This window comes from Saccharothrix hoggarensis, assembly GCF_052936025.1.
In genome coordinates this window covers 1,521,323-1,541,702 of the sequence record NZ_CP193624.1, presented here as the reverse complement: position 1 = coordinate 1,541,702, position 20,380 = coordinate 1,521,323, and the positions used below count along the sequence as shown (strand labels likewise).

Here is a 20,380-nt window from a genome sequence, read left to right as displayed (position 1 = left end):
GGAAAACCGACGAGGGTGAGGTTACGAATCGCGGGACGGGCCAAGGGGTACAACCCGTACCCCCACACGATCGGGTCAAGCGGGCAGGCCGACCCGTTGGCAGAGATCGCGCACGTCGACGCGCATGCCCGCGGGCGGTTGCGCGGCCAGGCTGAGCAACATCTCGCGGGCGAACCCGTTGTACTTGATGGTCTCGGACGCCGTGCGCTCCGCGCGGTCCAGGAGCACCCACACCGCATGGCGTTCTTCGCGCTGGAAATGGGCCCGCGCCACCTCGATCAGGTGGCGGCTTCGGCGGGCCAGGGACGGGATCGTCTTCGCATCGAACGATTCCGCGGCTCGCAGCGCCTCACCGGACCGGCGCAACTCAACGCCCAGAGTGGCGGCGTGTGCGCCCATCACGGCCGTGGAGAACGAAGTCTGCACGTGCCGGTAGTCGGAACCAAGACCGCGCGCCACACGGTCGGCGCGTTCCCAGGCTTGCCACGCTTGACCGTGCCGACCCCGCCGCGCGTGCACGTAAGCCACCTCGGCGTGCAACGCCCCCCAGAGCCCACGCCAATCAGCCGGCGCGCGGTCGAGGTGCGGTTCGAGAGCACGGGTCGCGTCCGTCGCCAAGGCCACAGCCTCATCCCAACGGCCGGCATCACGCAATGCCTGCACCATCGCCCAGGCGCCTCCGGCCGCGACGTACGGGTCATCGGCTTCCTGTCCCTCGGTCAGGGCACGGTCGGCGACCAACCACACCAACTCCGGAGCGGGGCTGGTAGGCCACGTAGAAGTCAGCCAACTGGTAGACGCCGGCGAGCAGCCGCCGCGCTTCACGGCGCTTCTCCCCGGAGGTCCGTACCGCGGTCTGCGCATCGCGGATCAGCCCCGGGAGGAGAGTTCCGAGTTGCGTCCGGTGGTCAGAACTGGAGTGCCGGACGCGCCACGCCATGTCCAGCCGCACTGCCAGGTGAGCGAGGTCCGGCAGCGGCCTGTCCGGCGCGGCGAAGTGGTACTCGGTCAGCGCCCCTTGAACCTCGTACAGCGCCGCGTGGCGCTCACCCGCGAACGCTTGGACCGGGATTGTGTGATCACCGGTCAACTGGGCCAGGTCGTCAATGCCCAGGGCATGAGCGATGCGCAGGAGCATGGGCAGTCTCGGGGCCTGCAAACGACCGTTCTCGACCGCTTTCACCCATTCGGCAGATCGGCCGACCAGTCCGGCCAATACGGGGCGTGAGATACCCGCACGTTCCCGGTGGTGCTTGACTCGGAGCCCAACCGACATCTCGGATGCTGCCACGGCGATCCCTGCCCAGGTCGTGACGAGGTGGGAACCCTGAGGCTACCGGGTTTGACCAGCAAAGGCGCCGCTGCACAGGTTGACCACTGAAGTCGGACGAATTGTGCCGCGCCGGATCGCATTTCCCGGGAGTCCGGGAACGTGGAGTGCGTCCGAGCGCCGTTCGAAACGCTCGCGGTCGCCTGGAGTGCGGCGGAAGCTGCCTGTGGGGTCCGACACCTCTCGGATCACGCTCAAAGAGCAGCTGACCACCGGGAAGGCACCACACAACGAGACCGAGACGGGACGGCTTGCAGGGCGAAGCGCAGGCGCGCCGGCGCCGAAGCGAAGCCCGCCGACGTGGGGGCCAAGGCGCCGGCCACGGCGGGGGTCCGGGGGCGGAGCCCGCCGGGCGGGGTCTGGGGGCTGCACCCCCGGGGGACACAGTGGGCGCGGCAGGATTCGAACCTGCGACCGCTCGGGTGTAAACCGAGTGCTCTTCCGCTGAGCTACGCGCCCGTGACGCCGGGTCGGACCGGCGCGGGGAAGGTATCAGGCCAGGGCGGCCACGGCCTTCTTCCACGCCTCCTGGTCGCGGGCCTCGCCGGGGCCGTTCACCTCGGCGAACCGGACCACGCCGGAGGTGTCGACGAGGAACGTGCCGCGGGTCGCCATGCCGGACTTCTCGTTGAACACGCCGTACGCCCGCGCGACCTCGCCGTGCGGCCAGAAGTCCGACAGCAGCGGGAAGCGGTAGCCCTCTTCCCTCGCCCACGCCTTCAGGCTGAACGACGTGTCCACGGACACACCGACGACCTGCACGTTCTCATCCTCGTACACGGCCAGCTCGTCCCGCACCTGGCACAGCTCGCCGGTGCAGATGCCGCTGAACGCGAACGGGAAGAACACGAGCAGCACGTTGCGCTCCCCGCGGAACGAGGAGAGCGTCACACGTTGCTTGTTCTGGTCGGCGAGCGTGAAGTCCGGGGCCTGGGCACCGACCTCGACCATGCGAACCTCCACCACAGCGACCGTCGCCGGCGCAACCCGAAGAACGGGCTCCACCCGATCGAGGAGCCCGCCGTCGAGCCTAGGGCATGGCGGTCGGCGCCCGTTCCGTCAGCGCTTCGCCTTGGCCGACTTCGGCGCGACGAGCCTGGTGGCCGACCAGTCACCGCTGACCGTGATGTTGGAGGTCTGGGCGAGCCCCGCGGTGGACACCGCCTCGGCGATGTCGCTCGGCTCGACGTGACCGGCCCGCCCCGTCTTGGGCGTCAACACCCAGATCACGCCGTCGTCGGCCAGCGACGTGGTGGCGTTGATCAGGGCGTCGGCGAGGTCACCGTCGTCGTCGCGCCACCACAGCAGGACGACTTCCATCACCTCGTCGGAGTCCTCATCGAGCAGATCACCGCCCACCCGCTCCTCGATCGCGGCGCGCAGGTCGTCGTCGACGTCCTCGTCCCAGCCGATCTCCTGGACCACGCTGCCCGGTTCGATCCCGAGCCTGTCGGCGACACCGATCTTGCCGGCGTCTTCCGCGGCGACCACGGCTTCCACTCCTCCAAGTACACAAGAGCGGCAGCCGGGTACGACTGCCGCGCGATGTCACTACCAGTCGCGGCTAGCGAACACTGTCTGCCCCGCCACGCGCAACCGTAACCCTCAAGACACGCCGCATCGGGTACCCCCGGATGCGGTCCCCCGACGGCATGAGGCACGCTCTACACACCTCCTATTCGCGCGCGCGAGAGACACGATCCAGAACTACTCACCGGTAGCGGTGACGGGAGCATGTCTCTCGGGCAACGATGGAGTCAGCAGACACCGGAACGAGGAGATCCCTTGGCCCCGCAGAACACCCCCGAGCGGGTACGCGTCATCCGTGACGGTCTGGCCGCCCACCTCCCGGACATCGATCCGGAGGAGACCGCGGAGTGGCTGGAGTCGTTCGACGCCGCGCTCAAGGGCGGCGGGCAGCAGCGCGCCCGCTACCTGATGCTGCGCCTGCTCGAACGGGCCAGGGAGAGCCACGTCGGCGTTCCTTCGCTGACCAGCACGGACTACGTCAACACCATCCCCACCGAGCGCGAGCCGTGGTTCCCCGGCGACGAGGAGGTGGAGCGCCGCTACCGGGCCTGGATCCGGTGGAACGCGGCGATGACCGTGCACCGGGCGCAGCGCCCCGGCGTCGGTGTCGGCGGTCACATCTCGACCTACGCGTCGTCGGCGAGCCTCTACGAGGTCGGCTTCAACCACTTCTTCCGGGGCAAGGACCACCCCGGCGGCGGTGACCACGTGTTCATCCAGGGCCACGCCTCCCCCGGCGTGTACGCCCGCGCCTTCCTCGAAGGCCGGCTGTCCGCCGAGCAGCTCGACGGGTTCCGCCAGGAGCTGTCGCACGCGGGGCCGGGCGGCGGCCTGCCGTCGTACCCGCACCCGCGGCTGATGCCGGACTTCTGGGAGTTCCCCACCGTGTCCATGGGCCTCGGCCCGATGAACGCGATCTACCAGGCGCGGTTCAACCGCTACCTGCACGACCGCGGTATCAAGGACACGTCCGACCAGCACGTCTGGGCGTTCCTGGGCGACGGCGAGATGGACGAGCCGGAGTCGCGGGGCCTGTTGCAGGTCGCGGCGAACGAGCAGCTGGACAACCTGACCTTCGTGGTGAACTGCAACCTGCAGCGCCTCGACGGCCCGGTGCGCGGCAACGGCAAGATCATCCAGGAGCTGGAGGCGTTCTTCCGCGGTGCGGGCTGGAACGTCATCAAGGTCATCTGGGGCCGGGAGTGGGACGCCCTGCTGCACGCGGACCGCGACGGCGCGCTGGTCAACCTGATGAACACGACGCCGGACGGCGACTACCAGACGTACAAGGCCAACGACGGCGCGTACGTCAAGGAGCACTTCTTCGGGCGCGACCCGCGCACGAAGGAGCTGGTCTCGCCGATGTCCGACGACGAGGTGTGGAACCTCAAGCGCGGCGGCCACGACTACCGCAAGGTCTACGCGGCGTACAAGGCGGCGGTGGAGCACCACGGCCAGCCGACGGTCATCCTCGCCAAGACCATCAAGGGCTACGGCCTGGGCCCGCACTTCGCGGCGCGCAACGCCACGCACCAGATGAAGAAGATGACCCACGAGGACCTGAAGAACTTCCGGGACAGCCTGCGCATCCCGATCGCGGACAAGGACCTCGACCCGTACCTGCCGCCGTACTACCACCCCGGCACGGACGCCCCGGAGATCCAGTACCTGCTGGAGCGGCGCAAGCAGCTGGGCGGGTTCGTGCCGGAGCGCCGCACCAAGTCCAAGGCGCTGGTGCTGCCGGGCGACAAGGTCTACGACGTGGTCAAGCGGGGTTCGGGCAAGCAGGAGGTCGCCACGACGATGGCGTTCGTCCGGCTGGTCCGCGACCTGGCCAAGGACCCGGAGATCGGCAGCCGGATCGTGCCGATCATCCCGGACGAGGCGCGCACGTTCGGCATGGACTCGATGTTCCCGGCGCAGAAGATCTACAACCCGAACGGCCAGATGTACACGTCCGTGGACGCCCAGCTGATGCTGGCGTACAAGGAGAGCGAGCAGGGCCAGATCCTGCACGAGGGCATCAACGAGGCGGGGTCGACGGCGTCGTTCACCGCCGCGGGCACGTCGTACGCCACGCACGGCGAGCCGATGATCCCGATCTACATCTTCTACTCGATGTTCGGGTTCCAGCGCACCGGTGACGGCCTCTGGGCCGCCGCCGACCAGATGGCGCGCGGTTTCGTGCTCGGCGCGACGGCCGGCCGGACCACGCTGACGGGCGAGGGCCTCCAGCACGCGGACGGGCACTCGCTGCTGCTGGCGCACACGAACCCGGCGGTCGTGGCGTACGACCCGGCGTGGTCGTACGAGGTGGCGCACATCGTCAAGGACGGCCTGCGGCGGATGTACGGCGAGAACGCCGAGAACATCTTCTACTACATGACCGTCTACAACGAGCCGTACCAGCAGCCGGCCGAGCCGGAGGGCCTGGACGTGGAGGGCCTGCTCAAGGGCCTCTACCGGTACCAGGTAGCGGCGGCGCAGAGCGGTCCGCGGGCGCAGCTGCTCGCGTCGGGCGTGGCGATGCCGTGGGCGATCGAGGCGCAGCGGATGCTCGCCGAGGAGTGGGGCGTGCAGGCCGACGTGTGGTCGGCGACGTCGTACTCGGAGCTGCGCCGCGAGGCCGTCGAGGTCGACCGGCACAACCTGCTGCACCCCGACCAGGAGCCGCGCGTGCCGTACGTGACGCAGGCGCTGGCGGACGCGGCCGGTCCCGTGGTGGCAGTGTCGGACTGGATGCGCGCCGTGCCGGACCTGATCCGGCCGTACGTGCCGACGGACATGACCACGCTGGGCACGGACGGGTTCGGCTTCTCCGACACCCGGCCCGCGACGCGGCGCCACTTCCTGGTCGACGCCGAGTCGATCGTGGTGGCGACGCTCGCCGCGCTGGCCAAGCGCGGCGAGATCCAGCAGTCGCTGGTCGTGCAGGCGGCGAAGAAGTACCGGATCGACGACGTGAGCGCGGCGGGCCCGTCCACCTCGGACGCCGGCCTGGCCTGACCCACCGGCGGTGACGGGGGCGGTTCCGGGATTCCCGGGGCCGCCCCCGTCCCGTTCCCGCAGTAGTGCGGCCGGACCCGCGCGGAATGCGGTCGTTCCGGTGCGCGTTGTGATCCACCCCATAGACTCGGGCGCACAGCCCACGTCCAACGAGGGGTCGGATGGGTTCGCAGCCGCAGCACGCGTTGCACCACACGGTCGTGGTCGTCGACGTGTCCGCGTTCGGGCAGCGGCCCCTGAACCCGCAGCTGGAGATCCGGCGCGGGCTGTACGCGGCGTTGGAGGCCGCGTTCTCCGACAGCGGGCTCGACTGGTCGGCGGCGGAGCACGAGGACCGCGGCGACGGGGTGCTGGTGCTGGTCCCGGCCGACATGCCGAAGAGCCGGGTGGTGGGCGGTCTGCCGCACGCGCTGCTGGGCGAGCTGCGCCGGTACAACGCCAGCCGCAAGCCGACCGCCCAGATCCGGCTGCGGATGGCGATCACCGCGGGCGAGGTGCACCACGACGAGCGGGGCGTGGTCGGCGACGACGTCACGCTGGCGTTCCGGCTGGTCAACTCCGCGCCGGTGCGGGACGTCCTGGCCCACTCGACGGCGTCGTTCGCGCTGATCGTCTCCGACCGCCTCTACGACGACGTGGTCCGGCCCGACCCGGCGATGGACCCGGACTCGTTCCGCCCGGTCGACGTGAGCGTCAAGGAGGTCCGCGGGCGCGCCTGGCTGCACGTGTCGGACGGCGGGCCGCCGCCACCGCCTCCCCCGCCCCGGGAACCGACGGAGCGCCGCCCGAGGTGGCGTTGGCCGCGCCGGGCGTGGGCGCTGCTGGCGGTGCCGCTGGCGTTCGCCGGCGTCACGAACGCCGTCGGCGCCGCGCCGCCCGCCGCGCCGCCCTGCCCTCCCCCGGTCCAGCTGAACGTGCTGGTGTCGGCCGAGAAGGACGCCCTCGTGCGGCGGCTCGCGCTGGAGTTCGAGGACGACTCGCGCCGGCACAACCCGTTGGGCTGCAAGGAACTGGACACGCTCGTGTACACCGGCCCGTCGGCCGAGGCCGCGGCGGCCGCGCTGGGGCGGGGCTGGCAACCCGGTGACCTGACCGCCGTGGGCGCCGAGCCGCACGTCTGGCTGCCGGACTCCACAGCCGAGGTCCGCGCCGTCCAGGCGGCGCTGTGGCAGCGCCAGGACGTGGCGCTGCACCCCCGCGCGGGGGTCGCGGTGACGCCGGTGGTGCTGGGCGTGTCGGAGGAGCTGGCCGCGCGGATCGCGGAGCCGGACGGCGACTTCCACTGGCGGGACGTGCGGCGGCCGGCCGAGGTGGACACGTCGTCGGGGGCCGGGGTCGCCGCGGCGGCCGCGTTGGCGCACGCCGAGCTGGGCGGGCTGGACCTGACCGCGCCGGGCGTGCCGCGCGCGCTGCACGGGATCACCCGGCGCACGACGTCCGACGAGCCGTGCGTCGGCGACGTGGCCCTGGTCGGGTCGGAGAAGGCCGTGGTGACGACCGACGGGTGCCGCGTGCTCTACCCGCGGGACGGCGCGCTGGTGCTGGACCACCCGTTCGTGGAAGTGGAGCGGCCGAAGCGGCCGAACCCGCGGCGGGCGCGGATCGTGGACAGGTTCCTCGACCACCTGCTGTCGCCGTCGACGCAGGAGGAGTTCAAGCGGGAGGGCTTCCGCGACGTGGCGTGGAACGTCGGCGCGCGGCCGGGTGTGCGGCTCGACCGGCCGCGGACGCTGCCGGTGGAGCCGGACGCGGCGGCCGTGCGCTCGGCGTGGGAGGCGGCGGCCCGGCCGCGGGTGATCGCGGTGGCCGGTGACGGTTCGTCCGACGCGAACCTGTTCGCGACCGCCGTGCGACGGCTGGCCGGTCCCCGCGACCGGGTGATCGACCTGCCGTTGGTCCAGGGCGTGGTGGAGGCGGGCGTCGGGAGCGGGGCCAACGTGGTGGTGCTCGCGGCCGCGGCGGCGATCCCGCCGGTCGGGTTCGACGGCAGCGGTCCGGTCCGGGTGGTGGCCGTCGGCTTCGGGAACGGGGCGTGCGCGGGCTCAACGGCCCTCTCCGCCGCCGCGGCGGCCCACGGCGGCCCTTGCCGGGAGATCACCACGACGAACGGCTCAGGGGCATCTGAGGGCCAGGAACGCGCTCTGGACGACATAGCGCGCGCTGCTTGGGGAGGGCTGACGTGATCCGCGTTCTCGTGCCGCTGGTGCTGCTCCTGGCGGCCTGCACGACACCCGTGGAGGACGAGGCGAGGCTCGGGCGGGGACCGATCACGTTCGTGGACGGCCGCGACACCTCGGCGGGCGGACAGGTCGCCGAGATGGTGGAGCGCTGGAACGAGCGGGCCACCCTGCGCGAGCAGGTGACGTTCCTGCAGATGCCCGCGTCCACCGACGCTCACCGCGCCCAGCTGACCGCGCGCGCCCAGGACCTGGCGGGCGTGCGCGACAGCGCGGACTGCTTCGACGTGATGGCCGTGGACATGGTGTGGACCGCCGAGTTCGCCGCGGCCGGGCACCTGGAGCCGCTGGACTCGGCCGAGTTCGGCGTCGACCGGATGCTGCCACGGGCGGTCGAGGCGGCGAAGTCGCACGTCGACGGGCGGATGTGGGCCATACCGTGGCGCACCGACGTCGGCCTGCTCTACTACCGCGCGGACGTGCTCGCCGAGGAGGGCGTCGACCCGCCGACGACGTGGGCCGAGCTGAGGCGGCAGGCGACCGAGTTCGCGCCGGGCCGCGGCCTGCAGGGCTACGTGGGACAGCTCCGGCGGTACGAGGGCCTGGTCGTGAACGTGGCCGAATCGATCTGGGCGCACGGCGGCGACCTGGAACGCCCGGCCGCGCCCGAGACGAAGGCCGGCGTGCGGGCGCTGGCGGACGGCATCGCGGAGGGCTGGGTACCGCGCGAGGCGCTGGCGTACGAGGAGAGCCAGTCCCTGGCCGAGTTCCAGGCCGGCCGGGCGCTGTTCCTGCGGAACTGGCCGTACGCCGGGCCGGTGCTGGCCGGGCCGGGCTCGCCGGTGGCGGGCAAGTGGGCCGCGGCGCCGTTGCCGGGCCCCAGCGCGTTGGGCGGCTGGAACCTGGCCGTGTCCCGGTGCTCGGCGCACCAGCAGACGGCCCGCGACTTCATCGAGTTCGTCACCGGCGACGAGAACCAGCGGGTGATGTTCGAGCGCGCCGGGTTCCTGCCGACGTCCACCTCGCTGTACCGCGAACCGGGCCTGTCGGCGCGGCTCGGACCGCTGCGCGAGAGCCTGGCCGGCGCGCGGACCCGGCCCACGTCCGCCCACTACGACGAGCTGACCAGCGTGATGCAGGAGAACCTGCACCACGCGCTGCAGAACCCGGAGGCCGTCGACGGGTCGCTGGACCTGCTCGCGGAGGACCTGGCGAGAGCCGCCGGCGGACGTTAGCGGGAGCGGTTCAGAGCGGGGTCTTCGCCGCCGTCGCGGCACGCTTCGCGGCGCGGTTCCAGTCGATCCAGCCCCGCACCACCAGGACGGCGAAGATCGTGTAGACGAGCGCGCTGAACCACAGCCCCGCCCGGATCTGCAACGGCACGCCGATCGCGTCGACCACGAGCCAGACCAGCCAGAACTCCACCAGGCCGAAGCCCTGGAGGGTGAACGCGAGGACCGTGCCGACGAAGATCGCGGCGTCGGGCCACGGCGCGCGGGAGGCGTCCAGCGCGTCGAGCGCGAGCGCGAAGCCGACCGTGCCGAGCACGAACGCGGCGACGACCGCGACGCGTTCCTTCACCGTGCCCTTGCGGACGACGACGCCGAACACCGGGTCGCGGCGACGGGTCCACGCCCACCAGCCGTAGAGGGTGATCAGCGCGATCACCACCTGCCGCGCGGCCGTGCCGCCGAGCTGCGCCGACACGTAGACCACGAACAGCAGCGCGACCGAGACCAGCTGGACGGGCCACGTCCAGAGCGAGCGCTTGTGCGCTAAGTAGACCACCACGAGCGCGAAGACCTGGCCGATGAACTCGGCCCAGCTCACCTTCTGCCCGAACACCGTGAAGCCCTGCTGCATCAAGACGTGCACCGCGTCCTCCATCCCCGACCGGCTGGTCCGGGGCACGGGCGGCCGACGTCGCGCGCGCCGGAGCGCAGGTCTCTCTGTGGCGTCGAACATCGTCGCGCACCGCCCTGTTCCGGAGGTGACGAACGGCACAGGTGCACGCGTTCGGCCGCATCGCCGGGCAGGCGTCATCCCGACTTCAGCCGCCGTACACCGCGGCGCACTAGCTTCCGCTGAATGCGAATCTTGCTCATCGCCGCGCTGGCGCCGCTGCTGATCGCCTCGGCGCCCGGACCCGACCAGGTCGTGCCGGTCACCCAGACCCGCGCGTTCGTGGACGACGCCACCGGCACGCCGGCGAACGCCGACGCGGACGACCCGGCCATCTGGGTGCACCCGCGCTCGGCCCGGCAGAGCGTCGTGCTCGGCACGCTGAAGGAGGGCGGGCTCGCCGCGTTCGACCTCGCGGGCCGGACGCTCGGCACGTACCCGGCGCCCGCCGCGCCCACGCCGGACGCCAAGCCCGGCCGCTACAACAACGTGGACGTGCTCGGCCGGACGACGGTCGGCGGCCGGACCCGCGACCTGGCGTTCGTCAGCGACCGGGGCCGCGACCGCATCCGGGTCTACGAGCTCGACGCGCGCGGCGCGGCGGCGGGCGCGGCCGTGGTCCGGGACGTCACCGACCCCGGCGCGCGGCCCGTGTTCTCCGCCTCGGAGGAGGACGTGGACGAGCAGCGCACCGCCTACGGGCTGGCGACCGGGTTCGTCGGCCGCACGCCGGTCGTGGTGGCCAACCGCCGCAACGAGACCCGCGTGGCGCTGCTGCACGTGGCGCCCGGACCGGCCGGGTCCGTCGGCACGACCGTCGTGTCCACTGTGGACCTGCCGTCGTCGTTCCGGCTGCCCGACGGCGGCACGTGGACGCCGTGCGGCGAGCCGGGCGAGCGCCCGCAGCTGGAGGGCATGGTGGTCGACTCCGAGCACCGCGTGCTGTACGCGGCGCAGGAGGACGTCGGCATCTGGCGCATCCCGCTGCGCGCCACCGGCTTCGGCACGCCCGTGCTGGTCGACAAGGTCCGCTCGTTCGGCGTGCCCCAGGCCTACGACCCGGAGACCGAGGAGTGCTCCACCTCCGGCGCGGACCCCGGCTTCGGCGGCCGGCACCTCACCGCGGACGCCGAGGGCCTCACCATCGGCGACGACTACCTGATCGCGTCCAGCCAGGGCGACTCGCGGTTCGTCGCCTACGAGCGGACGGACGGCAACGAGTACGTCGGCGAGTTCGTGGTGGGCGCGGGCCGGGGCAACGACTCGGTCGAGCACTCGGACGGCGCGCACGTCGTCACGGCCGACCTCGGCCCGGACTACCCGGAAGGGCTGCTGGTCGTGCACGACGGCGAGCGCACGCCCGCCGCGGGCGACCTGGCGACGACCGGGTTCGCGTACGTGAGCTGGGAAGACGTGTTGGACGAGCTGGACTGAACCGACGCCTGACGCCGGGAGGCCCCGCCCGTGGGTTCGAGTCCACGGGCGGGGCCTCCCGGCGTTCGGAGCGTCGACGGTGTCGCTGGGTGTCGCGGGCCGTCGGGTGGTCGACGCTCAGGCAGGCGGCCTGGGCATGCCCGCGGGCGGGGTCGGCGGGTCCATCGTGGACGCCTGCCTGGCGCCGCGGGCGGACGCCGTCACGGGCTCCTGCGCGCGCCGCGGGGCGGGCGCGATGTTCGCGGACTCCTCCTGGAGCTTGTTCAGCCAGCCCTCCCAGCGCTGCTGCATCGGGCGGACCAGGCCGCCGCCGACGCCGATCACGATCACGCCGGCGATCGTGGCGAGGACCGCGATCAGTACCGGCATGGTCACCGCGACGGCGATGCCGAGCTGGTTCAGCGCCGCGATGACACCGAGCGCGACGATGAAGCCGTACGTGATGTTGCCGAGGACCCTGGTGTACGGGCGGTCGCCGAGGGCGCCGGTGACCAGTCCCTTCAGCGCCTTGCCGATGGCGGCCGCGACCAGCACCAGGATGATCGCCACGACGATCCGCGGCAGGTAGGCGATGACGTCGTTGAGCAGGGCGCTCACCGCGTTGCCGGTGCCGAACACGCCGAACGCGAGCTGCAGGGCGATCAGCAGCACGAAGTAGTACACGATCTTGACGATGAGGTTGGAGGCGTCGATCGGGGACCGCGCGCCGCCGAGGCCGGAGCGCTCCACGAGCCGGTCGAAGCCGACCCTCTTGAGCAGGAACCCGACCGCCTTGGACAGGGCTTTGGCGATCAGCCAACCGATCAGCAGAACCAGCAGGAAGCCGAGGAGCTTCGGCACGAACGTGGCCACCATCGCCCACGCCTGTCCGAGTCCTTCGGTGATCTGGGAGCCCACGACGACCCTCCTTCGCATTTCGCTTGTGGTCGAGATCGTTTCGCAGTGCGCATCACCCGGCAACCTGAAGTGGTGGCACGAAAGGGTGACTGCCGTGGCGATTCCGGCGTGGACAGTCCAGAGTGGAATCACCGGTGGGGACCGGGGAGAGGGAAACGCCCGGCGCGCTCGTCGCGCCGGGCGTTTTCGCGTTCCGCGGGGGTCAGGAGCGGGCGGCGAGGCCCCGTCCGGCCAGGTAGGTCCGCACGTGCTCGGCGGACGTCGCGGCGGCGGGGTCGGGCCGGGGGTCGCCGGGGCACGTCGAGCTGCTGGCCGGCAGCACGCCGTCCACCAGGTACCGGTCGACGGCCCGGTCCACGCAGGCGTTGCCGCCGCCGTAGAGGCCGTGCTTGCCCTCGTCCAGCACGGTGACCAGGTTGTGCCCGAGCCGCTTCGCCATCGCCGGGCCGCTCTCGTACTGCGTCTGCGTGTCGCCCTCGGCCTGCACCACGACCCCGACCGGGTACCCCTCGCGCTTGAGCGCCACGGCGGGCTCGGGCGGCGTGAACGTGCGGAACGCGCAGGTCGTCGGGGCCGCCCGGAGGACGCCGAAGCCGTACGGGTAGCGGTCGCGGAAGACGCGCATGTCCTCGAAGTAGGTCTCCACGTCCGTGGGCCAGTCGACCTCGCACGTCACCGTGTTGAACACGCCCGACACCAGGTCGTCCTCCACCGACCGGGCCAGGGCCGCGGCGATCTCGGACGGCTTGCCCGCGCCCAGCTCCGCCACCGAGACCGCCGTGTCGGACCACAGTGGACGGTAACGGGCCCCCACGCCCACGGCGAAGTCGAACGACGTCCTGGTCTGGCCCGCCACGGGCGCGGCCGCCAGCGCGGCGGCCACCCGCTCGACGGACGCCACCACCTCGGCCGCGGTCGTGCCGAGCCGGAACCGGTCGTGCCGCTGCGCGACCCACACCGCCCACGTCTCGACGTTGCGCCGCAGCGCCACCGCCTGCGCCCGGAACTGCTCGCGCCAGATCCACTCCGGGTGCACGGACGAGTCGAGCACGCTGCGGTCCAACCGCTGTGGGAACAGGCTGCCGTACACCGCGCCCAGGTACGTCCCGTAGGAGTAGCCGAAGTAGTTCAGCTTCTCCTCGCCGAGCACGGCCCGCACCACGTCGAGGTCGCGGGCGGTGTTGGCGGAGTTGATGTACGGCCGGATGCCGCCGGCCGCGCGCTGGCAGGCGTCCTCCACGGCCCGCGCCTCGGCGGCCCACTTCGGGAACTCGGAATCATCCGGTCGGGTGTCGACCGTGGCCACGTCGAGCGGCACGGTGTGGCACGTCAGCGCGGTCGACCCGCCCACGCCGCGCGGGTCGAACCCGATCAGGTCGTACACCTTGGCCACCTCGGTGCCGGCCAGGAACGTCGGCATGCCGAGCCCGGACCCTCCGGGCCCGCCGGGGTTGAGCACCAGGATGCCGCGCCGGCGCGTCGGGTCCGCCGCCTTCTTGCGGCTGACGACGAGCGAGATCCGGTCGGCCGCCGGCCGCGCGTAGTCCAGCGGCAGCACGAGTTCCGCGCACTCCAGCCCGTCCTCGCACGCCGTCCACGTGAGCTGCTGGCGGTGGAACTCCGCGAGCGGGTCGCTGCGGGCCGTGCCGAACGACGGCGCGGCCCCCGTCGCGAGCACGGCGGCCACCACCAGGCCGACTGACATGTACCTGCGCACGTGCACCCTCCCGACGAGCCGGTCCGGACCGCCACCGACCGTAGGACGGCCGGCGCGGAGCGTCAGGTTGTGTCACTCGTTGGTGTCCGCCGGTCGGGCCCGTGCGATCGTTGGCGGTATGACCAGCTCGGCCGCGCTGTCGCGGGCCACCTTGCGAACGCTGCGACGGGCGTCGGGCGACCTGGCCGCGGCGAGCGTCGCCGAGATGGAGGAGCGCCTGCCGTGGTTCCGGCGGATGCCGGCCGACCAGCGGGCGGGCGTGCTGCTGCTCATCCAGAACGGGGTCGCCGGGTTCGTGTCCTGGCTGACCGACCCGCAGCAGGCGATCCGGCTGACGGCCGAGGCGTTCCGGTCCGCGCCGAAGGACATCTCGCGGTGGGTGAGCCTGCGGCAGACCGTGGAGCTGGTGCGGATCGCGTTGGAGCTGTTCGAGCAGCAGCTCCCCCAGCTGGCCGAGAACGACGCCGAGCGCGCCCTGCTCAGCGAGGGCGTGCTGCGGTACGGCCGGGAGATCGCGTTCTCCGCGGCGACGTCGTACGCGGCGGCGGCCGAGGCGCGCGGCGCGTGGGACGCCCGGCTGGAGGCGCTGGTCGTCGACGGGATCGTGCGTGGCGACGCGGAGGAGTCGTTGCTGTCGCGGGCCACCGCGCTGGGCTGGGACCCGGCGGCGGAGGCGACGGTGCTGGTGGGCAACCCGCCGTCGGACGACCCGCCCGCGGTGGTGTTCGAGGTGCGCAGCCGGGCCGCGCGGATCGGCCGGCCGGTGCTGCTGAGCGTGCAGGGCTCGCGGCTGGTCGTGGTGCTGGGCGGGGAGACCGAGCGGAGCGACTCGCTGGTCCGGGTCTCGGACGCGTTCGGCCCCGGTCCGGTGGTGGCCGGCCCGACCGTGACGAGCCTGGCCGAGGCGCACCGCAGCGCCAGCGACGCGCTGTCGGGGCTGCGCGCGGTCGTCGGGTGGCCCGCCGCGCCGCGCCCGGTGCGGTCGCTGGACCTGCTGCCGGAGCGCGCGCTGGCCGGCGACCCGGAGGCCGAGTGGCAGCTCGTGGACCGGGTGGCGCGGCCGCTGGAGGACGCGGGCGGCTCGCTGCTGGAGACCGTGGACACGTTCCTCGAAGTGGGGGGCGTGCTGGAGGCGTGCGCGCGGAAGCTGTTCGTCCACCCGAACACCGTCCGCTACCGGCTGCGGCGCGCGACCGAGCTGACGGGTCGGAACGCCAACGACCCCCGTGACGCTCTGGTGCTGAGGGTCGCACTGTCCGTGGGGCGGCTGGCCCGTGCCCGCGGCCTCTGGTGACCCGGTTCGGCGACCCTCGGGCGGGTGTGACGGACGACGCATGTCCGGTTTGAGCCGGGCTCCACAACACGCGACGTTGTTCTACGTTCATCGTGGAGTCACATTTGTAGAGACCCTACAAAGCCTGGTCCCCGGTTTCGTCTCTGGCGGCATCAGTGCGGGCCACCGAAAACGTGTTCAGTGAGCGGGTGATCGCGCTCCTCGCCCCCGGACAGGGGTCCCAGACACCCGGCATGCTCACCCCTTGGCTCGACGTCGAGGGGGCGGCCGAGCGCGTCGGCGCCTGGTCCGAGGCGACCGGCCTGGACCTGGCGCGCCTGGGCACCACCGCCGACGCGGACGAGATCAAGGACACCGCGGTCACCCAGCCGCTGGTCGTCGCACTCGCGCTGCTCGCCTACGAGGAGCTGCGCCGCCGGGTCGAGCTGCCCGCCGACACGATCATCGCGGGCCACTCGGTCGGTGAACTGGCCGCCGCCGCCATCGCGGGCGTGCTGAGCACCGACGACGCGGTCGCGCTGGCCGCCGTGCGCGGCGCCGAGATGGCCGCCGCGTGCGCGCTGACGCCGACCGGCATGGCCGCCGTGCTCGGCGGCGAGCCGGACGAGGTGCTGGCGCGCCTCGACGAGCTGGGCCTCGTCGGCGCGAACCGCAACGGCGCGGGCCAGATCGTGGCCGCCGGTCCGCTGGACGCGCTCGACGAGTTCATCGCGGCGCCCCCCGGCCGGGCCAAGACCCGCAAGCTGCAGGTGGCGGGCGCGTTCCACACCCGGTACATGGCGCCGGCCGAGGACGCGCTGCGCTCCCGTGCCGCCGGGATCGTGGTCAAGGACCCCGCCCTGCCGCTGCTGTCCAACGCCGACGGCACGGTCGTGTCGGACGGCGCCGAAGTGCTGAGCCGACTGATCTCCCAGGTGACCCGCCCGGTGCGGTGGGACGCCTGCCAGGCAACCCTGGCCGAGCACGGCGTGACCGCGGTGGTCGAACTGCCGCCCGCCGGCGCGTTGACCGGTCTGGCCAAGCGCGAACTGAAGGGCACCCCCACCTTGGGCCTCAAGACCCCCGACCAGCTGGACCAGGTCGTCGAGATGATCACCGCCGCGCGGGCGGAGGTGGCCGAGTGACCACCTTCTCGACGCCGACCGGCCCGACCGGCAGCCGCATCGTCGGCCTCGGCAGCTACCAGCCCGAGACGATCGTGAGCAACCACGACCTGAGCCTGCGGATGGACACCTCGGACGAGTGGATCCGCGACCGGGTCGGCATCGCGAACCGCCGCGTGGCGAAGCCGGACGAGCGGCTCGTCGACATGGCCATCGAGGCCGGCGCGAAGGCCGTGGCCGACGCCGGGCTCACCCCGGCCGACATCGGCGCGGTCGTCGTCGCCACCTGCACCATGCCGTCCCAGATCCCCAACGCGGCCGCCCAGGTCGCCGACCGGATCGGGATCAAGGGCGCGCCCGCGTTCGACCTGAACGCCGCGTGCGCCGGGTTCTGCTACGCGCTCGGCACGGCGTCCGACCTGGTCCGCGCGGGCACGGCGAACAACGTGCTGGTCATCGGCGCGGAGAAGCTGACCGACTGGGTCGACCCGGACGACCGGTCCACCGCGATCATCTTCGCGGACGGCGCGGGCGCGGCGGTCGTCGGCGCGTCCGACGAGCCGGGCATCGGCCCGGTGTCCTGGGGCAGCGCGGGCGACCTGGTCGACATGATCCACGTGGCCGACCGGGCCTCGTTCATCTTCCAGGAGGGCCAGTCGGTCTTCCGGTGGGCGACCACGCAGATCGCGCCGATCGCGCTCAGGGCGATCGAGCTGGCCGGCCTGGAGGTGTCCGATGTGGACGTCTTCGTGCCGCACCAGGCGAACCTGCGGATCATCGAGGCGATCGCGAAGCGGTTGCGCGCCAAGGGTGCCCGTGAAGACCTCGTGATCGCACGTGACATCGTGGACTCCGGCAACACCTCGTCCGCCTCCATCCCCCTCGCGCTGGACCACATGCGCGCGGCGGGAGAGGTGCGCAGCGGTGACGTGGCGCTGCTCGTCGGCTTCGGAGCCGGCCTGTCCTACGCGGGACAGGTCGTCCGGCTGCCGTGACCGCTATTCCAGACTCCGGTGGGACGACCCAGCCGGCGAAGCAAGAAGGAAGGGATTTTCAGTGAGCAACGAGGACATCCAGAAGGGGCTCGCCGAGATCGTCGAGGAGGTCGCCGGCGTCGAGGCGGCCGACGTGACGGTCGACAAGTCCTTTGTGGACGACCTGGACATCGACTCGCTGTCCATGGTGGAGATCGCCGTGCAGGCCGAGGACAAGTTCGGCGTGAAGATCCCGGACGACGAGCTGGCCAACCTCAAGACCGTGGGCGATGCGGTCAACTACATCGCCAGCAACGCATGACCAGTAGCAACGACGTCGTCGTCACCGGGCTGGGTGCCACCACCCCGCTCGGTGGCGATGTCGCCTCCACCTGGGACGCGCTCCTGGCCGGCCGCAGCGGCGTGACGCCGCTCGTGGGCGGCTTCGCCGAGCGCTTCGACCTGCCCGTGCGGATCGCCGCGCGGCTGGCGGTCGAGCCCACCGAGGTGCTGCCTCGGGTCGAGGCTCGCCGGCTGGACCGCTGCGAGCAGGTCGCGGTCGTCGCCGCGCGCCAGGCGTGGGCGGACGCCGGGATCGGCGAGGACGACGTCGACCTCGAACGGCTGGGTGTCGTGATCGGCACCGGCATCGGCGGCGCGATGACCCTGCTGGACCAGGACGACCTGATCGAGGCCTCCGGGCTGCGCAAGGTGTCGCCGCTGACGGTGCCGATGCTCATGCCCAACGGTCCGGCCGCGCACGTGGGCCTCGACCTGAAGGCACGCGCGGGCGTGCACGCGCCGGTGTCGGCGTGCGCGTCGGGCGCCGAGGCGCTGGCCTGGGCGTACCGGATGCTGAAGTCCGGCGAGGCGGACGTGGTCGTGGCCGGTGGCGCGGAAGCGTGCATCACCACCATCACCATGGCCGGGTTCATCCAGGCCCGGACCATGAGCACCCGCAACGACGACCCGGAGCGCGCGTCGCGCCCGTTCGACGTGAACCGGGACGGGTTCGTGCTCGGCGAGGGCGCCGGGATCATGGTGCTGGAGCGCGAGGACTTCGCCCGGGCCCGCGGCGCGCGGATCTACGGCAAGCTCGCGGGCGTCGGCACGAGCTCCGACGGCCACCACATCACCGCGGCCGACCCCGAGGGGATCGGCCAGTCGCGGGCCATCGCGAAGGCGATCCGGGTCGCGGGCGTCGACAAGGCCGACGTCGGCCACGTCAACTGCCACGCCACGTCCACCCCGGTGGGCGACGTGATCGAGCCGCTGGCGGTGCGCCGCGCGATCGGCGACCACCCGGTGCTGACCGCGCCCAAGGGCAACCACGGCCACCTGCTGGGCGCTTCGGGCGCGGTGGAGGCGATCACCACGCTGCTGTCGGTCCGCGACGGCATCGTGCCGCCGACGCTGAACCTGGAGAACCAGGACCCGAAGGTGGAGCTGGAAGTCGTCACCGGCGAGCCGCGCAAGATCGACCTGGTCGCCGCGGTGAACAACTCGTTCGGTTTCGGCGGGCACAACGTCTCGCTCGTCTTCACCCAGGCCTGACAGACGTCTACGAGGAGCTTCGCGATGACTGCCCTTGCGTCCCGCCCGGCGAACCCGGAGGCGGATGGCGAGACCGATCCGCGCGACCCGGAGGTCCGGCTCGCGCAACTGCTGGACCCCGGCTCGATCGCTCCCCTGCGACCCCGTGACGGCAGCGGCATGTTCGCCGTGCGGGGCCGGATCAACGGCGCCAAGGTCGTGGCCTACTGCAGCGACGCCACGCGGATGGGCGGCGCGCTGGGTTCCGAGGGGTGCAGGCACATCGTCGAGGCGATCGACACCGCGGTGCGCGAGCGCACCCCGGTGATCGGCGTCTGGCACTCCGGCGGCGCGCGGCTGCCGGAGGGCGTGGAGTCCCTGGACGGCATGGGCCAGATGTTCGCGGCGATGATCCGCGCGTCCGGTCGGGTGCCGCAGATCTCCGTGGTGGTCGGCCCGGCCGCGGGCGGTGGCGCCTACGGCCCCGCCCTGACCGACGTGGTGATCATGGCCCCGGCCGGCAAGGTCTTCGTGACCGGGCCGGACGTGGTCCGGTCGGTGACCGGCGAGCAGATCGACATGGACGGCCTCGGCGGCGCGGAGGCGCACGGGCGCAAGTCCGGCGTGGTGCACGTGATCGCGGACGACGAGCCGGACGCCTACCAGCGGGCGCGGCGGATCACCGGGCTGTTCGCGCAGCCCGGCGTGTTCGACCTCCACTCGGTGCCGGACGGCGACGACCTGCGGGCGTTGCTGCCGGAGCAGCCGCAGCGGGCCTACGACGTGAAGCCGCTGGTGCGGGCGATCCTCGACGACGACTCGTTCGAGGAGCTGCAGGCGAAGTGGGCGCCGAACGTCGTGGTCGGCCTCGGCCGGCTCGGTGGCCGCACGGTCGGCGTGATCGCGAACAACCCGATCCGCAAGGGCGGGTGCCTGGACTCGCTGTCGGCGGAGAAGGCGGCCCGGTTCGTGCGGATGTGCGACGCGTTCGGCGTGCCGCTGCTGGTCCTGGTGGACGTGCCCGGCTACCTGCCGGGCGTCGGCCAGGAGTGGGATGGCGTGGTGCGGCGCGGCGCGAAGCTGCTGCACGCGTTCGGCGAGGCCGTGGTGCCGCGGGTGACGTTGGTGACGCGCAAGTCGTACGGCGGCGCGTACATCGCGATGAACTCGCGGTCGCTGGGCGCGACGGCGGTGTTCGCGTGGCCGATCGCCGAGGTGGCCGTGATGGGCGCCAAGGCGGCGGTCGGCATCCTGCACCGCAAGAAGCTCGCGGCCGTGCCGGACGACGAGCGGGAGGCGTTGCACGCCAAGCTGGTCGAGGAGCACGAGCGGATCGCCGGCGGCGTGGAGCGGGCGATCGCGATCGGCGTCGTGGACGAGGTCGTCGAGCCGACGCGGACGCGGCGGAAGCTGGCCCAGGCCCTGGCGGCCGCGCCGGCCGGCCGCGGCGCGCACGGCAACATCCCGCTGTAGGGCGGGACGG

17 protein-coding genes, 1 tRNA gene and 1 pseudogene are annotated in these 20,380 nt (G+C 72.4%); 10 read left to right on the top strand and 9 right to left on the bottom strand.

Going from position 1 to position 20,380, the window contains the following annotated elements:
- Positions 1-75: 75 nt before the first annotated feature.
- From ACRAKH_RS07535 to ACRAKH_RS07510, 6 genes and pseudogenes are all read right to left on the bottom strand, one after another.
- Positions 76-741 carry a hypothetical protein gene (locus ACRAKH_RS07535; protein WP_380726602.1) on the bottom strand — a complete coding sequence of 222 codons (666 nt, stop codon included), beginning with the start codon at positions 739-741 and terminating at the stop codon, positions 76-78.
- Complete coding sequence (locus ACRAKH_RS07530; protein WP_380726630.1) at positions 698-1,138, bottom strand: hypothetical protein; 441 nt, start codon at positions 1,136-1,138, stop codon at positions 698-700. The genes ACRAKH_RS07535 and ACRAKH_RS07530 overlap by 44 nt, the downstream gene beginning before the upstream one ends.
- A 21-nt stretch (positions 1,139-1,159) precedes the next feature.
- A pseudogene (locus tag ACRAKH_RS07525) lies at positions 1,160-1,276 on the bottom strand (helix-turn-helix domain-containing protein); the annotation flags it as partial.
- Between the two features lie 441 nt (positions 1,277-1,717).
- Positions 1,718-1,789, bottom strand: a tRNA-Val gene (locus ACRAKH_RS07520).
- A gap of 33 nt (positions 1,790-1,822) precedes the next feature.
- Entirely contained in the window at positions 1,823-2,281 is a 459-nt protein-coding gene (locus ACRAKH_RS07515) for a peroxiredoxin (RefSeq protein ID WP_380726600.1), read from the bottom strand.
- A 108-nt stretch (positions 2,282-2,389) separates the two neighbouring features.
- A complete protein-coding gene (locus ACRAKH_RS07510) occupies positions 2,390-2,821 on the bottom strand; it encodes a DUF3052 domain-containing protein (RefSeq protein WP_380726598.1) in 432 nt (143 codons plus the stop codon).
- A gap of 294 nt (positions 2,822-3,115) precedes the next feature.
- Here ACRAKH_RS07510 and aceE point away from each other — a divergent pair, with 294 nt between their 5' ends.
- The 3 genes from aceE to ACRAKH_RS07495 all read left to right on the top strand — a co-directional run bounded on the left by aceE (position 3,116) and on the right by ACRAKH_RS07495 (position 9,278).
- Positions 3,116-5,866, top strand: coding sequence for a pyruvate dehydrogenase (acetyl-transferring), homodimeric type (gene aceE / locus ACRAKH_RS07505; RefSeq protein WP_380726596.1), 2,751 nt, complete (start codon positions 3,116-3,118; stop codon positions 5,864-5,866).
- Between the two features lie 161 nt (positions 5,867-6,027).
- Positions 6,028-8,049 carry a substrate-binding domain-containing protein gene (locus ACRAKH_RS07500; protein WP_447009703.1) on the top strand — a complete coding sequence of 674 codons (2,022 nt, stop codon included), beginning with the start codon at positions 6,028-6,030 and terminating at the stop codon, positions 8,047-8,049.
- The gene (locus ACRAKH_RS07495; protein ID WP_380729097.1) at positions 8,046-9,278 is read left to right on the top strand and encodes an ABC transporter substrate-binding protein; all 1,233 of its coding nucleotides are present in this window, start codon (positions 8,046-8,048) and stop codon (positions 9,276-9,278) included. The genes ACRAKH_RS07500 and ACRAKH_RS07495 overlap by 4 nt, the downstream gene beginning before the upstream one ends.
- A 10-nt stretch (positions 9,279-9,288) precedes the next feature.
- Here ACRAKH_RS07495 and pnuC read toward each other — a convergent pair whose 3' ends face one another.
- Positions 9,289-9,918, bottom strand: a complete 630-nt coding sequence (pnuC, locus tag ACRAKH_RS07490) for a nicotinamide riboside transporter PnuC (RefSeq protein WP_380729095.1) — start codon at positions 9,916-9,918, stop codon at positions 9,289-9,291.
- Positions 9,919-10,131: 213 nt separating this feature from the next.
- Here pnuC and ACRAKH_RS07485 point away from each other — a divergent pair, with 213 nt between their 5' ends.
- On the top strand, positions 10,132-11,379 hold the full coding sequence (locus ACRAKH_RS07485; RefSeq protein WP_380729093.1) for a phytase: 1,248 nt from the start codon (positions 10,132-10,134) through the stop codon (positions 11,377-11,379).
- Positions 11,380-11,496: 117 nt separating this feature from the next.
- On the opposite strand, the gene ACRAKH_RS07480 is transcribed toward ACRAKH_RS07485, so the two are convergent.
- On the bottom strand, positions 11,497-12,276 hold the full coding sequence (locus tag ACRAKH_RS07480) for a mechanosensitive ion channel family protein (protein WP_380729091.1): 780 nt from the start codon (positions 12,274-12,276) through the stop codon (positions 11,497-11,499).
- A 202-nt stretch (positions 12,277-12,478) separates the two neighbouring features.
- Positions 12,479-13,993 carry an alpha/beta hydrolase gene (locus ACRAKH_RS07475; protein WP_380729089.1) on the bottom strand — a complete coding sequence of 505 codons (1,515 nt, stop codon included), beginning with the start codon at positions 13,991-13,993 and terminating at the stop codon, positions 12,479-12,481.
- Between the two features lie 118 nt (positions 13,994-14,111).
- Here ACRAKH_RS07475 and ACRAKH_RS07470 point away from each other — a divergent pair, with 118 nt between their 5' ends.
- From ACRAKH_RS07470 to ACRAKH_RS07445, 6 genes are all read left to right on the top strand, one after another.
- Positions 14,112-15,287 carry a PucR family transcriptional regulator gene (locus ACRAKH_RS07470; RefSeq protein ID WP_447009702.1) on the top strand — a complete coding sequence of 392 codons (1,176 nt, stop codon included), beginning with the start codon at positions 14,112-14,114 and terminating at the stop codon, positions 15,285-15,287.
- Between the two features lie 173 nt (positions 15,288-15,460).
- Entirely contained in the window at positions 15,461-16,411 is a 951-nt protein-coding gene (locus ACRAKH_RS07465) for an ACP S-malonyltransferase (RefSeq protein ID WP_380722141.1), read from the top strand.
- The gene (locus tag ACRAKH_RS07460; RefSeq protein ID WP_380722143.1) at positions 16,408-17,385 is read left to right on the top strand and encodes a beta-ketoacyl-ACP synthase III; all 978 of its coding nucleotides are present in this window, start codon (positions 16,408-16,410) and stop codon (positions 17,383-17,385) included. The genes ACRAKH_RS07465 and ACRAKH_RS07460 overlap by 4 nt, the downstream gene beginning before the upstream one ends.
- 61 nt (positions 17,386-17,446) lie before the next feature.
- Positions 17,447-17,686, top strand: a complete 240-nt coding sequence (locus ACRAKH_RS07455; RefSeq protein ID WP_033437259.1) for an acyl carrier protein — start codon at positions 17,447-17,449, stop codon at positions 17,684-17,686.
- On the top strand, positions 17,683-18,918 hold the full coding sequence (locus tag ACRAKH_RS07450; RefSeq protein WP_380722145.1) for a beta-ketoacyl-[acyl-carrier-protein] synthase family protein: 1,236 nt from the start codon (positions 17,683-17,685) through the stop codon (positions 18,916-18,918). The genes ACRAKH_RS07455 and ACRAKH_RS07450 overlap by 4 nt, the downstream gene beginning before the upstream one ends.
- A gap of 24 nt (positions 18,919-18,942) precedes the next feature.
- Positions 18,943-20,370, top strand: a complete 1,428-nt coding sequence (locus tag ACRAKH_RS07445; RefSeq protein WP_380722147.1) for an acyl-CoA carboxylase subunit beta — start codon at positions 18,943-18,945, stop codon at positions 20,368-20,370.
- Positions 20,371-20,380 lie beyond the last annotated feature (10 nt).

Bases quoted from the DNA above. Each gene is read 5' to 3' on its own strand.
- ACRAKH_RS07515 (WP_380726600.1), bottom strand. From the start codon at position 2,281: ATGGTCGAGGTCGGTGCCCAGGCCCCGGACTTCACGCTCGCCGACCAG.
- ACRAKH_RS07470 (WP_447009702.1), top strand. From the start codon at position 14,112: ATGACCAGCTCGGCCGCGCTGTCGCGGGCCACCTTGCGAACGCTGCGA.
- ACRAKH_RS07450 (WP_380722145.1), top strand. From the start codon at position 17,683: ATGACCAGTAGCAACGACGTCGTCGTCACCGGGCTGGGTGCCACCACC.
- ACRAKH_RS07500 (WP_447009703.1), top strand. From the start codon at position 6,028: ATGGGTTCGCAGCCGCAGCACGCGTTGCACCACACGGTCGTGGTCGTC.
- ACRAKH_RS07445 (WP_380722147.1), top strand. From the start codon at position 18,943: ATGACTGCCCTTGCGTCCCGCCCGGCGAACCCGGAGGCGGATGGCGAG.
- ACRAKH_RS07485 (WP_380729093.1), top strand. From the start codon at position 10,132: ATGCGAATCTTGCTCATCGCCGCGCTGGCGCCGCTGCTGATCGCCTCG.
- ACRAKH_RS07530 (WP_380726630.1), bottom strand. From the start codon at position 1,138: ATGCTCCTGCGCATCGCTCATGCCCTGGGCATTGACGACCTGGCCCAG.